We start from the raw sequence: 12,253 nt of genomic DNA, 5'->3' as shown, positions 1-12,253 counted from the left end.
ACTCGACACCACAGTAGATCCACGCCATGCGTGGATGTCTTCCCGGTCGTGTCAGGACTTGCGCCGCGCATACCGCTGCGCGATCACGCCGCAGACGATCAGCTGGATCTGGTGGTAGATCATCACCGGCAGCACGATCGCGCCGAGACTGCCGCCGGCGAACAGCACCTTGGCGATCGGCACGCCGGTGGCCAGGCTCTTCTTCGAGCCGCAGAACACGATGGCGATCTCGTCCTCGCGGTTGAAACGCAGGCGACGCGCGATGAAGGTGATCAGCGGCATGGCGATGCCGAGCAGCACGGCGGCAACCACCGCCACGGCCAGCAGCGACAGCAGCGGCGTCTTGCTCCACAGGCCCTCGGTGACGGCTTCGCCGAAGGCCGAGTACACCACCAGCAGGATGGTGGCCTGGTCGGTGTAGCGCAGCAGCGCGCGCTGCTTCTCCACCCAGCCGGCGATCCACGGCCGCAGCAGGTGGCCGGCCACGAACGGCACCAGCAGCTGCAGCATGATGCCGCCGATTGCATGCAGGGGGTCATGGATGCCGCCGGAGGTGCCGGCCAATGCGGTCAGCAGCAGCGGGGTCAGGAACACGCCGAGGATGCTCGACAGCGAGGCGCTGCACACCGCTGCGGGTACATTGCCGCGTGCCATCGAGGTGAACGCGATGGACGACTGCACGGTGGAGGGCAGGGTGCACAGGAACAGCACGCCCAGGTACAGCTCCGGTGTCAGCAGCCAGCCCGACAGTGGCTTGAACATCAGCCCCAGCAGCGGGAACAGGATGAAGGTGCAGGCCAGGATGGTCAGGTGCAGCCGCCAGTGCAGCATGCCGCCGATGATCGATTCGCGCGGCAGGCGTGCGCCATGCAGGAAGAACAGCGCGGCGATGGCGACCGTGGTGACATCATCGAGGACGATGGCGGCGGCGCCCTTCATCGGCAGTAGCGAGGCCAGACCGACGGTGCACAGCAGGGCGAGGGTAAAATTGTCCGGTCGCAGGCGCGACCACCAGCGGGTCATGGTGGGCAGAGTCCTTGGTGCGGAGGGTTCAGGGCGAAGTGACCGGCGTGGCCAGGCGCTGGCGGGTAGCGGCCTCCAGCGACTTCAGGCCGGCGCGCTGGCCGAGCTGCAGTGCCTGTTCGGGGCTGGCGTGTTCGTAGCGTGCGTTGACCAGGCCGAGAACGGCGCCGGCGCGGTTGCCGGACGCGCAGTGCAGCAGCACCGGCCCCTGGCTCTGCTGCAGGGCCTGGTGCACGGCGCGTACGTTGGCCGCATCGAGCCCCTCGGCACCGGCCACCGGAATGCGCACGTAGCGCAGGCCCAGTGATTCGGCGGCACGGGTTTCATCGAAACCCCGGTCCTCGCCGGGCTGGCGCAGGTCGATCACGGTGCGCACGCCCTGTGCGGCCAAGGCCTGCAGCTGTGCGGCGCTGGGCTGGCCGCCGGCATACAGGCCGGGGCGGACTTCGTTGAGGGGCGCGTCTTCGGCCAGGGCCGTCAGTGGCAGGCAGAGCGACAACAACAGCAGGCAGGTCAGGCGCAGCAGCATGGTCCTCTCCGTGAAAACGTTCTGCCGCTACAGGCGCAGTCCGGCGCGCGCCTTCAGCAGCTCGCGCAGTTCGTACTTGTCAGTATCGTCCAGGCCCTGCTGGCGCTGCTTTGCCAACAACTCCTCCAGACGTTGCACCAGCAGCTGTTTCTCCAGCTGGGCCACGGCATCGTGCAGTTCCTGGGTCCACATCGCGTCGTCGCCGGGCAACGTCTGCGCGGCCAGGGTGTGCAGCGACGTCTGTTCCTCGCGCCCGTCGAAGTGCTCCAGCAGGGCGCCGGTGCTGATGTCCGGGCGCTGTTCGACCAGGCCCAGCAGTTCCAGCAGCAGTTCCACGCCGGGCAGGCGCAGGCCCTGGAAGTGGTGCTTGCCACCCAGCGTCAGCGCCAGCGACGGCTGCTGCAGCAGTACGGCGATCGCGCCGCGCACCAGGCTGCGCTTGGCCACCGGCTGGATCGTCCGCTGCGGCTGCCGTTGCGGCATCGGTGCGCGCGCTGACGGGGCATTGCCGCCCAGGCCGGTCAGCTGCGCCAGCTGCTGCTTCATCAGGTCGCCGAAGGCACCGTCGGGAATCTGCGCCAGCATCGGCTTGGCCCGCTCGGCCAGGCGTGCCTTGCCGTCCAGCGTGCCCAGGTTGATCTCACGGGTGAGCTCGTCGAAGAAGAACTGCGACAGCGGCGTGGCCTGCTTCAGGCGCTCGTTGAACGCTTCGGCGCCTTCCTTGCGCACGATGGTGTCCGGGTCTTCGCCATCGGGCAGGAACAGGAAGAAGGCCTGGCGGCCATCCTTCATGCGCGGCAGCACCGACTCCAGCGCCTTCCAGCCGGCGCGGCGGCCGGCGGCGTCGCCGTCGAAGCAGAAGAACACGTCCGGTGCGTTGCGGAACAGCAGCTCGGCATGGTCCGGCGTGGTCGCGGTACCCAGCGTTGCCACCGCCTGGGTGACCCCGAACTGGAACAGCGAGACCACGTCCATGTAGCCCTCGACCACGATCAGCCGCTCGATCTTCTGGTTGGCCTGGCGCACCTGCCACAGGCCGTACAGTTCGCGGCCCTTGTGGAACAGCGCGGTCTCGGGCGAGTTGAGGTACTTGGGGCCGTCGTCCTTCTCGAACACGCGGCCGCCGAAGGCGATCACCCGGCCACGGCGGTCGAAGATCGGGAACATCACCCGGTCGCGGAACTTGTCGTAGACGTGGCCGCGATCGTTCTTGGAGAACAGGCCGGCGCGGTCGAGCAGCTTCATGCGCCGCTCGTCCTTGCCCAGCGCATCGCGCAGGCCGCTGTAGCCATCCGGTGCGTAGCCGATCTGGAAGCGCGCGCGGTTCTCTTCATCCACGCCACGGCCATCCAGGTAGCTGCGGGCCTTGTCGCTGCCCTGCAGGTTGTTCTGGAAGAACTTGGTGGCCGCCTCAAGCGCCGAATACAGCTCGCGACTGTCGTCCTGCTGCTGCGGGCTGCGCGGGTTCTCGTTGCGCGGCACTTCCATGCCCGCGCGCTTGGCCAGTTCATCCACCGCGTCGAGGAACTCGAGGCGGTCATAGTTCATCAGGAAGCTGATCGCGGTGCCGTGCGCGCCACAGCCGAAGCAGTGATAGAACTGCTTGGTGGGCGAGACCGTGAACGAGGCCGAGCGCTCATCATGGAACGGGCAGCGCGCCGCGTACTCCTTGCCCTGGCGCTTCAACGGCACGCGGCTGCCCACCACCTCGACGATGTCGGTGCGGGCCAGCAGATCGTCGATGAAAGCGTCGGGGATACGGGCCATGGGCAACAGGGCAGGGCGCGGCCGCCAGGGCGCGCAGCAGGGGCGGCGGATTCCCCCTAGTTTACTCGCTGGCGGTGCCGGGGCTGGCCTGTTCGGCGTCGACACCGGCCCTGGCCAGCTGCGTCCGTGCGTGCTGGCGTTCGTCGATCACCGCGGTCATCAACGCACCGACGAAGAACACGGCAGTGGCGTAGTAGATCCAGACCAGCGAGATCACCAGCGCGCCCATCGAACCGTAGGCGCTGCCCGGGGCCACGGTGGCGATGTAGACGCCAATCCCGTAGCGGCCGAGGGTGAACAGCACCGAGGTGATGGCGCCGCCGATGAAGGCCTGGCGCCAGGCCACGCGGCGGTCCGGCAGGTAGTGGTAGAGGAAGGCGAAGGCCAGCGTATACAGCAGCAGCGAGGTCAGGTAGCCGATCGCCGGCAGTACCGAGGGCAGCTGCGCGAACACCACCTGCAGGGCGGTGGTGGCGGTCATCGACAGGATCAGCAGGAAACCCAGCGCCAGCACCACACCGAACGAGAAAACGCGCTTGCGCAGCCAGGCCTTGACGCCTTCCAGGCGCTGGCCGCTGGTGTGGAAGATCCGGTTCAGCGCGTTCTGCAGCTGGGCGAATACCGCCGTGGCGCCGACGAACAGCAGCAGGGTGCTCCACAGCCCGGCCAGCGAACCGACGCTGGGCTGGCTGTTGGCGTTATGCAGCACGGTATCGGCAACACTCGCCACGCTGCTACCGGCCACCGAACCGATCTGGCTGATCAATGTCTGCTGTGCCGGTGGGTACAGCGAGGCGGTCAGCCACAGCAGCAGCACCAGCAACGGTGCCATCGACAGCAGGGCGTAGAAGGAGACCGAGGCGGCCTGGGTCAGCACGTCGATTTCGACGAAGCGCTTGGCGACGGCCATCGGGAAGCTGTCCTGCAGTCGGTCAGCGTAGTGGCGAAGCCGGGCGGGAAAACCGTGGGGGCGCGTGTCGTCGGGGGAGTGCGATTGCTCGACCATGAGGGTGTTGTAGCAGCCGGGGGTCGAAGAGGCGGTGAAGCGGGTGCATCGATGGGGTCAGAGCCCTTTCGCGAGCGAAAGGGATCCGACCCTGCCAGTTCCACATTGGGGTCAGGGCCCTTTCGCGTTGCGAAAGGGATCCGACCCCGGCAATGGCTTACGCCAGCTGCTGCTTGACCAGCTTGGAGACCAGGCCCATGTCGGCCTGGCCGGCGAGCTTGGGCTTCAGCGCGCCCATCAGCTTGCCCATGTCGGCCGGGCCGGCGGCACCGGTCTCGGCGATGGCGGCCTGGATGGCGGCCACGATCTCGGCTTCGCCCATCTTGGCCGGCAGGTAGGCTTCGATGACCACGATCTCGGCGCGCTCGATCTCGGCCAGGTCTTCGCGGTTGGCGGCTTCGAACTGGCTGACCGAGTCCTTGCGCTGCTTGACCATCTTGTCGAGCACGGCGATCACGGCGGTGTCATCCAGCTCGATGCGCTCGTCCACTTCGCGCTGCTTGATGGCGGCGTTGATCAGGCGGATCACGCCCAGCTTGTGCTTCTCGCCCGCCTTCATGGCGGCCTTCATGTCTTCGGTGAGCTGCTGCTTCATGCTCATGAGGAACCTCGTGGTGGTAGGTGGGGCGGGGCGGATGCCCGAACCCGGAAACGCAAAAAGCCGGCGACGCTCGCGCGTGCCGGCTTCGGCTCCATCGCGACAGGCAAGCCCGTCGCAATGAAGATGCGTCCGATCAGTACAGGCGCTGACGCTTGGTGACGTCGCGCGACGAGCGGCGCAGCTGACGCTTCACAGCAGCGGCGGCCTTGCGCTTGCGCTCCTGGGTCGGCTTTTCGTAGAACTCGCGCTTGCGGGTTTCGGCCAGCACACCGGCCTTTTCGCAAGTGCGCTTGAAGCGGCGAAGAGCAAACTCGAAGGGCTCGTTCTCGCGGACTTTGACGCTGGGCATGGAATCTCCGGGACACAGTAGAACCGGGTCACGCCCGGCGAGCCGCACATTATAGCGGCGAAACGACAAACTGCAAGCGGCCAACCCTGAATACGGGCCGGGGGTTCGAAAGCAGTGAGATCTGCACGTCCCCCGAGGGGGCGGCAGGGGCGTCATAATAGCAGGCATGCGAGTCCTTGGCATCGAATCTTCCTGTGATGAGACCGGCGTGGCGGTGTATGACACCGACCTGGCCGGCAGCGCGGCCCTGCGCGCCCATGCGGTCTACAGCCAGATCGCCCTGCACGCCGAATACGGCGGTGTGGTGCCCGAGCTGGCCAGCCGCGACCACGTCCGCAAGCTGCTGCCACTGGTACGCCAGACCCTGGCTGACGCCGGCCTGGGCGTGGGCGATATCGATGGTGTGGCCTACACCGCCGGCCCCGGCCTGGTCGGCGCGCTGCTGGTCGGCGCGGGTGTGGCCCGCTCGCTGGCCTGGGCGCTGGAGGTCCCGGCGGTGGGCGTACACCATATGGAGGGCCACCTGCTGGCCCCGCTGATGGAGGACGATCCGCCGGAAGCGCCGTTCGTGGCGCTGCTGGTATCGGGTGGCCACACCCAGCTGGTGGCGGTGGACGCCATCGGCCAGTACCGCCTGCTGGGCGAGACCCTGGACGACGCGGCCGGCGAGGCCTTCGACAAGACCGCCAAGCTGATGGGCCTGCCGTACCCGGGTGGCCCGCAGCTGGCCAGGCTGGCCGAGCAGGGCACGCCGGGCGCGTACCGCTTCGCGCGGCCGATGACCGACCGCCCGGGGCTGGATTTCAGCTTTTCTGGCCTGAAGACCCAGGTCCTGATGGCCTGGCGCGACAGTGACCAGAGCGAGCAGACCCGTGCCGACATCGCCCGTGGCTTTGAGGACGCGGTGGTCGAGACCCTGTCGATCAAGTGCGAGCGCGCGCTGGAAGCGGCGGGCACCAACGTGATCGTCGTGGCCGGTGGCGTCGGTGCCAACACGCGCCTGCGTGCGCGCCTGAAGCAGATGGCCGAGCGTCTCGGCGGCCGTGCCTGCTTCCCGCGGCCGGCACTGTGCACCGACAACGGCGCGATGATCGCCTTCGCCGGTGCGCTGCGCCTGCAGGCCGGCCAGCACAGCCCGCCGAAGGTGGATGTGACCCCGCGCTGGGACATGGCGACCCTGCCGGCGGTGTGAGCCCCGGAACCGGTAGCGCCGGGCCATACCCGGCGGACGCATTACGGGCGCCCTGCCAACGGCGACGCCGCCAATACCGTCGTCGCCCGCTCATGGCGTTGCAACCAGCCCAGCGTATGCGGGCAGCGAGCGTGGATCAGCCGTCCGATCGCCGCCAGGTCGGCACCGAGGTCGCGTTCCAGGATGGGTTCGTGGTGGGCGATCCGATTGCGCAGGAGGCGGATGCGTCCGATGTCCGCGTGGATGGCTTTTCTGATGACGCTGGGATGAGCTGAGGGCGCATGCCGCAGAACTCCGTTGAGTGCGGGTATCCACAGCGTGGCGTCGAAGCGACAGGTGAAAAGCTGCTGCCAGAACACCATCGGCAGCTTGGCGACGATTTCGGGTGTATCGGTCGTGCGGCCAGCAACCTGTTCCAGTGCTGCACGTGCGGAAGTACAGGACGAGGTTGGCAGCCTGCGTCGGAAGGCATCATTCCAGGGCCAACGCGAGCCATGCTGCCGGGCGAGCACAGCTGCAGCGGCGTTGCGGGTGACCACTTCGCACAGATGGACCGGCATCATCAGTGCACTGCACATCCGCATGTTCCACAGGTACAGGGATTCGGCTGTGACGTCGGGGCTGCAGGTCGATGCGATTCTCTCGTAAGTAGACAGACGCTCCGCTGACAACGCGCGCCGCAGTACATCGTATGGAGCCATCGTCATGTGCGGTGGTGAAGGAGGAATCGATGTTCGCGAGAGTGGGCGGCGACCACCATCAGGGAACGTCGTTGTCCGCGCGGCTGATTTTCTGCGTTTGGCCTCGGACGACTACCTGACCTGCCCTGTCGGAATTGGCCTTGACCGGCGATCGGGTCCTTGCCTAATCTGCGTGCCTGCGCCACCGGGACCCGCAGCTGTTCAACAGCTCCCCCCGGGGACAAACGGTAGTACCAAAGGGCCCCGCTAGCAGGGCCCTTTGTCTTTTCTGGAGCCGCGCCCCTGCCGGCCACCCACCGCCCGTTCCGGGCAGGCTCACCGCCGTGCCGTTACCATGGCCCCCTGTACTCGGGCTGGTAAGCGCAATGGACAAGGTCTTCATCGAGGGGCTGACGATCGACGCCCTGATCGGTATCTACGATTGGGAACGACGGATCCGCCAGGACCTGGTGTTCGACCTGGAAATGGGCTTCGACAACCGTCGCCCCGCGGCCACCGACGACATCGCCCACACCCTGAACTACAAGGCGGTCAGCAAGCGCCTGGAGCAGTTCGTGCGCGAATCGGAGTTCGGTCTGGTCGAGACCCTGGCCGAGCGCTGCGCACAGATCGTGCTGGACGAATTCGAGGTGAAGTGGCTGCGCCTGAAGCTGAGCAAGCCGGGCGCGGTGCGCGGCGCGCGCGCGGTGGGCGTGATCATCGAGCGCTCGCGGGACTGACCCGGTAGTGCCGGCCGCTGGCCGGCAACCCCAACAACAACGACAAAGCAAGGAGACAACGGATGGTGGACGCGGTGGTGGCGGTACAGTGGCTGGAACGGCTGCAGAACACACTGGAACCCTACCCCGGCGCCTACCTGGCGTTGATGATCTCGGCCCTGCTGATCGCAGCGGGCCTGGCCAACTGGGTGACCAAGCGCATCCTGGTGCGTGGCCTGCGGCGCCTGCTGCAGCGCCTGCCGGGCGCCGAGTCCGGCCGCGGCAGCCACTTGATGCGGGTGATTTCGCGCCTGTCCAACGTGGTGCCCAGCCAGGTGATCGCCTCGGGCATCACCCTCATCCCCGACCTGCCGCCCAGCCTGGTCAACGTCATCATCAAGCTGTGCATCGTGTGGGCCGTACTGACGGTGTCGATGGCGTTCTCGCATGCGCTGGACGCGGCCAACAGCCTGTACGAGCGCAAGCCCGATGCGCGCAACAAGCCGATCAAGGGCTACCTGCAGGTGGTCAAGATCGTGGTGTTCGTGGCCGCCGGCCTGTCCATCGTCGCCACCCTGCTGGGGGTGAAGCTGGGCCCGCTGGTGACCGGCCTGGGCGCGGCCACGGCGGTGCTGATGCTGATCTTCCAGGACACCATCCTGTCGCTGGTGGCCAGCGTGCAGATCAGTGGCGATGGCCGCGTGCGCATCGGCGACTGGATCGAGATGCCCAGCCAGAACGCCGATGGCGACGTCATCGATATCGCGTTGCACACCATCACCGTGCAGAACTTCGACAAGACCATCACCACCATCCCGACCAAGAAGCTGGTGACCGAGTCGTTCAAGAACTGGCGCGGCATGCAGGAGGCCGGGGGCCGCCGGATCAAGCGCGCGCTGTACCTGGACCAGCACAGCGTCGGTTTCCTGGACGAGGGCGACCTGGCCTTCCTCGGCGAATTCGCGCTGCTGCGTGACTACCTGCAGGCCAAGGAGCAGGAACTGGGGCAGTGGAACGGGCGCCTGCGCGAGCAGGGCGTGGCCGAGGTCAACAGCCGCCGGGTGACCAACCTGGGCACCTTCCGTGCGTATGTGGAGCGCTACCTGCGCAGCCATCCGGGCATCCATACCGACATGACCCTGCTGGTACGGCAGCTGCAGCCGACCACCGAGGGCCTGCCGCTGGAGCTCTACTGCTTCACCCGCAGCACCGCCTGGGGTGAGTACGAGGCGGTGCAGTCGGACATCTTCGACCACCTGCTGGCGATCCTGCCGGCGTTCGGCCTGCGGGTGTTCCAGGCCTCCAGCGACGCCATGTTGATGGCCGGGCAGCGCCAGTTGGCCGGCTCGGAGTAAGCTGCGGTGCCCCCGGCGGGGCCATACGGACCCCGCTGGTGGCTGAAACTGAATGACGAAACCTCTCGCCAAACGGCTCGGGATCGCTAGAATGCCGGGCTTGTAAACGTTTTCATCAAGGACTGCTGGTGGCCTCCGATCGCATCGAATCCCTCATTGCCCAGATGACCGTCGAGGAAAAGGTCGGCCAGCTGGGTGTCTTCGCGGACATGGTCCGCCCGTTCGCCCCGGACGTGAACCCGGAAGCCAACGTGCGCAATGCCGACCAGGTGCTGCAGCAGGTGCGCGAGGGCAAGGTCGGTTCCCTGTTCAACGGCGTGGGCGCCGAGCTGGGCCGCCGCATCCAGCAGGTCGCCACCGAGGAGAGCCGCCTGGGCATTCCGGTGATCCTGGCCGCCGACGTCATCCACGGCATGCGTACCGTGTTCCCGATTCCGCTGGGCGAGGCCGCCAGTTTCGAGCCGGAGCTGGCCGAGCGCACTGCGCGCGCCACCGCCATCGAAGCCACGGCTGCTGGCCTGCACTGGACCTATGCCCCGGCCGTGGACATCGCCCGCGACCAGCGCTGGGGCCGTGGCGCCGAAGGTGCCGGTGAGGACGTGGTGCTGGGGTGTGCGTTCGCCGCCGCCCGCGTGCGTGGCTTCCAGGGCAGCGACCTGCGCGCCGCCGATTCGCTGCTGGCCACGCCGAAGCACTTCGCCGCCTACGGCGCGGTGATGGCGGGCATGGAATACAACATGGTGGACATCTCGCCGCAGACCCTGCGCGACGTGCACCTGCCGCCGTTCAAGGCCGCCTTCGATGCGGGCGCGATCACCGTGATGTCCTCGTTCAATGACATCAATGGTGTGCCGGCCAGCGCCAATGCCGAGCTGCTGACCGACATCCTGCGCGGTGAGTGGAAGTTCCCGGGCGTGGTGATCTCCGATTACACCGCCGACATGGAGCTGGTCGCGCACGGCTATGCCGCCGATGACCGTGATGCCACTGCCAAGGCGTTCACCGCCGGCCTGGACCTGAGCATGCAGAGCGGCTTCTACGCCGAACACCTGCCGGGCCTGGTCGAGAGCGGCGACGTGCCGATGGCGGTGCTGGATGAAGGCGTGCGCCGCATCCTGTGGCTGAAGGAAACCATCGGCCTGTTCGACGACCCGTACCGTTCGCTGGACCCGGCGCGCGAAGCGGATACTTCGCACATCGGCGCACATGACGCGCTGTCGCGCGATGCCGCGCGCCGTTCGATCGTGTTGCTGAACAACCGTGACAACGTGCTGCCGCTGCAGAAGCGCGGGCAGAAGATCGCGCTGATCGGCCCGTTCGTGCAGGACCGCGAGAACATCGAAGGCTGCTGGACGCTGTTCGGCGACAAGCAGCGCTATGTGGACCTGGAAACCGGCGTGCGTGCCGCCATCGGCGACGAGGCGCTGCTGGAGATCGTGCCGGGTTGCGAACTGGAAGCCGCGATTCCGGGCGGCACCGAAGCGGCCGTGGCCGCCGCGCTGCGCGCCGACGTGGTGGTGCTGGCGCTGGGCGAACCGCAGCGTTACAGCGGTGAAGCGCAGTCGCGCGTGGAGATCACCCTGCCGCCGGCACAGCAGGCGCTGGCCGAGGCCGTGGCGATGACCGGCAAGCCGCTGGTGGTGCTGCTGCGCAATGGCCGTGCGCTGGCACTGCAGGGGGCGGTGCGCAATGCACAGGCCGTGGCGGTGACCTGGTACCTGGGCACGCAGACCGGCCATGCGGTGGCTGATGTGCTGTTCGGCGATTACAGCCCGTCCGGTCGCCTGCCGGTCAGCTTCCCGCAGGTGTCCGGCCAGCAGCCGTACTTCTACAACCACCCGCGCACCGGCCGCCCGGAACTGCCGACGATGTCGGAGTTCAAGGCCCGCTGGCGCGAGATCCCGAATGAGCCGCTGTACCCGTTCGGCCACGGCATCGGCTACACCAGCTTCGCTTACGGCGTGCCGCAGTTGAGTGCGGGCCAGCTCGGCTGGGACGACACCCTGACCGTCACCACCACGCTGACCAACAGCGGTGACGTGGCCGGTGAAGAAGTGGTGCAGCTGTACATCCATGACCGCGTGGCCAGCCGCGTACGTCCGGTGCGCGAACTGAAGGACTTCCGCAAGGTGGCGCTGCAGCCGGGCGAGTCGGCTGAGGTGGTGTTCACCCTGACCCGCGAGCAGCTGGCCTTCACCGGCCGCGATGGTGTGCTGCGTGCCGAGCCGGGCCACTTCGACCTGTGGGTCTGCGCCTCGTCGGCGGCAGGTGACGCCGTGCAGTTCGAGCTGCTGAAGGGCTGACCAACGCAAAAAGGGGACGGAGGGGATTAAGTCGTTTGTGCCAAAACGACTTAATCCCCTCCGTCCCCTTTTTGTTGTCCTCACTGCGGCGGCGCTACCATCGGTGTTCTTGAACCGATGGATGGCCCCGCATGCGCACGATCGCTGTGTTGATTCCCGCCCTGTTGCTGGCGGCCTGTTCGCAGCCGGCGCCGCCGGCCGAGCCTGCGGTGGATGCGCCGCCGCCGATGAAGGTCGGTGCTGCTGCGACGCCTGCGGCTGAACCGGCGATGCCTGCTGCTGAACCCGCTGCAGCTGCACCGGCTACCCCTGCAGCGGACGCGCCTGCTGAAGATGCACGTGCGCGAATCGAGAGCGTGCTCGGTGATGCCGCGCAGTATGAAAAGGTCTTCAACGCGTTCAAGACCGCGGTGGTCGGCGGTGATCGCGCTGCGGTGGTGGAAGAGGTGCGCTTCCCGTTGAACATCAGCGGCGGAAAGAAGATCACCGGCCCCGGTGAGTTCCAGCGCAACTACGAGAAGATCATCACCCCGGCGGTGGTCAAGGCGGTGTCCGAACAGGACTTCGGCAAGGTCTTCGTCAACCAGCAGGGCGTGATGATCGGTGATGGCCAGGTGTGGTTGAACGGGCAGTGCCTGGACAAGGCCTGTGCGCAGACCGAAGTGAAGGTCATCACCATCCAGTGAATGCGGACGGCCCCGCGTGCGGGGCCGTTGCGGGCAAACATGC

At 67.2% G+C, this 12,253-nt stretch carries 12 protein-coding genes; 5 read left to right on the top strand and 7 right to left on the bottom strand.

Annotation, left to right across the window (positions count from 1 at the left end):
* Positions 1-51: 51 nt before the first annotated feature.
* From ACXI0D_RS10195 to rpsU, 6 genes are all read right to left on the bottom strand, one after another.
* The gene (locus ACXI0D_RS10195) at positions 52-1,023 is read right to left on the bottom strand and encodes a bile acid:sodium symporter family protein (RefSeq protein WP_049444508.1); all 972 of its coding nucleotides are present in this window, start codon (positions 1,021-1,023) and stop codon (positions 52-54) included.
* A gap of 28 nt (positions 1,024-1,051) precedes the next feature.
* Positions 1,052-1,552 (bottom strand): protein tyrosine phosphatase family protein, encoded by a 501-nt coding sequence (locus tag ACXI0D_RS10190; RefSeq protein WP_049444510.1) that lies wholly within the window; start codon positions 1,550-1,552, stop codon positions 1,052-1,054.
* A gap of 27 nt (positions 1,553-1,579) precedes the next feature.
* Entirely contained in the window at positions 1,580-3,319 is a 1,740-nt protein-coding gene (gene dnaG, locus ACXI0D_RS10185; protein ID WP_049444512.1) for a DNA primase, read from the bottom strand.
* A 61-nt stretch (positions 3,320-3,380) separates the two neighbouring features.
* Entirely contained in the window at positions 3,381-4,325 is a 945-nt protein-coding gene (locus ACXI0D_RS10180) for a YihY/virulence factor BrkB family protein (RefSeq protein WP_101764794.1), read from the bottom strand.
* Positions 4,326-4,482: 157 nt separating this feature from the next.
* Positions 4,483-4,926: a GatB/YqeY domain-containing protein gene (locus ACXI0D_RS10175; RefSeq protein WP_049444516.1), complete on the bottom strand. Its 444-nt coding sequence runs from the start codon at positions 4,924-4,926 to the stop codon at positions 4,483-4,485.
* 133 nt (positions 4,927-5,059) lie between these two features.
* Positions 5,060-5,275, bottom strand: a complete 216-nt coding sequence (rpsU, locus tag ACXI0D_RS10170) for a 30S ribosomal protein S21 (protein ID WP_002808376.1) — start codon at positions 5,273-5,275, stop codon at positions 5,060-5,062.
* Positions 5,276-5,441: 166 nt separating this feature from the next.
* On the opposite strand from rpsU, the gene tsaD reads away from it, so the two are divergent.
* Positions 5,442-6,467 carry a tRNA (adenosine(37)-N6)-threonylcarbamoyltransferase complex transferase subunit TsaD gene (gene tsaD, locus ACXI0D_RS10165; RefSeq protein ID WP_049444518.1) on the top strand — a complete coding sequence of 342 codons (1,026 nt, stop codon included), beginning with the start codon at positions 5,442-5,444 and terminating at the stop codon, positions 6,465-6,467.
* 41 nt (positions 6,468-6,508) lie between these two features.
* Here the strand turns inward: tsaD and ACXI0D_RS10160 are convergent, their stop codons facing one another.
* Positions 6,509-7,174 (bottom strand): hypothetical protein, encoded by a 666-nt coding sequence (locus tag ACXI0D_RS10160; protein WP_119007575.1) that lies wholly within the window; start codon positions 7,172-7,174, stop codon positions 6,509-6,511.
* 359 nt (positions 7,175-7,533) lie between these two features.
* Here ACXI0D_RS10160 and folB point away from each other — a divergent pair, with 359 nt between their 5' ends.
* The 4 genes from folB to ACXI0D_RS10140 all read left to right on the top strand — a co-directional run bounded on the left by folB (position 7,534) and on the right by ACXI0D_RS10140 (position 12,210).
* Complete coding sequence (gene folB / locus ACXI0D_RS10155) at positions 7,534-7,887, top strand: dihydroneopterin aldolase (protein WP_014035740.1); 354 nt, start codon at positions 7,534-7,536, stop codon at positions 7,885-7,887.
* 62 nt (positions 7,888-7,949) lie between these two features.
* The gene (locus ACXI0D_RS10150) at positions 7,950-9,221 is read left to right on the top strand and encodes a mechanosensitive ion channel family protein (RefSeq protein WP_049444521.1); all 1,272 of its coding nucleotides are present in this window, start codon (positions 7,950-7,952) and stop codon (positions 9,219-9,221) included.
* Between the two features lie 128 nt (positions 9,222-9,349).
* A complete protein-coding gene (locus ACXI0D_RS10145) occupies positions 9,350-11,524 on the top strand; it encodes a glycoside hydrolase family 3 N-terminal domain-containing protein (protein ID WP_119007574.1) in 2,175 nt (724 codons plus the stop codon).
* 131 nt (positions 11,525-11,655) lie between these two features.
* Positions 11,656-12,210, top strand: coding sequence for a hypothetical protein (locus ACXI0D_RS10140; RefSeq protein WP_119007573.1), 555 nt, complete (start codon positions 11,656-11,658; stop codon positions 12,208-12,210).
* Positions 12,211-12,253: the final 43 nt, after the last annotated feature.

It is taken from the genome of Stenotrophomonas sp. C9D9 (assembly GCF_056491205.1).
The sequence above is the reverse complement of the archived record's forward strand: the minus strand, read 5'-3'. Positions and strand labels throughout refer to the sequence as shown.

Coding starts and splice junctions, on each gene's coding strand:
- ACXI0D_RS10150 (WP_049444521.1), top strand. CDS start 7,950: ATGGTGGACGCGGTGGTGGCGGTACAGTGGCTGGAACGGCTGCAGAAC.
- tsaD (WP_049444518.1), top strand. CDS start 5,442: ATGCGAGTCCTTGGCATCGAATCTTCCTGTGATGAGACCGGCGTGGCG.
- dnaG (WP_049444512.1), bottom strand. CDS start 3,319: ATGGCCCGTATCCCCGACGCTTTCATCGACGATCTGCTGGCCCGCACC.
- ACXI0D_RS10180 (WP_101764794.1), bottom strand. CDS start 4,325: ATGGTCGAGCAATCGCACTCCCCCGACGACACGCGCCCCCACGGTTTT.
- ACXI0D_RS10160 (WP_119007575.1), bottom strand. CDS start 7,174: ATGACGATGGCTCCATACGATGTACTGCGGCGCGCGTTGTCAGCGGAG.
- ACXI0D_RS10140 (WP_119007573.1), top strand. CDS start 11,656: ATGCGCACGATCGCTGTGTTGATTCCCGCCCTGTTGCTGGCGGCCTGT.
- ACXI0D_RS10195 (WP_049444508.1), bottom strand. CDS start 1,023: ATGACCCGCTGGTGGTCGCGCCTGCGACCGGACAATTTTACCCTCGCC.
- ACXI0D_RS10190 (WP_049444510.1), bottom strand. CDS start 1,552: ATGCTGCTGCGCCTGACCTGCCTGCTGTTGTTGTCGCTCTGCCTGCCA.
- folB (WP_014035740.1), top strand. CDS start 7,534: ATGGACAAGGTCTTCATCGAGGGGCTGACGATCGACGCCCTGATCGGT.
- ACXI0D_RS10175 (WP_049444516.1), bottom strand. CDS start 4,926: ATGAGCATGAAGCAGCAGCTCACCGAAGACATGAAGGCCGCCATGAAG.
- rpsU (WP_002808376.1), bottom strand. CDS start 5,275: ATGCCCAGCGTCAAAGTCCGCGAGAACGAGCCCTTCGAGTTTGCTCTT.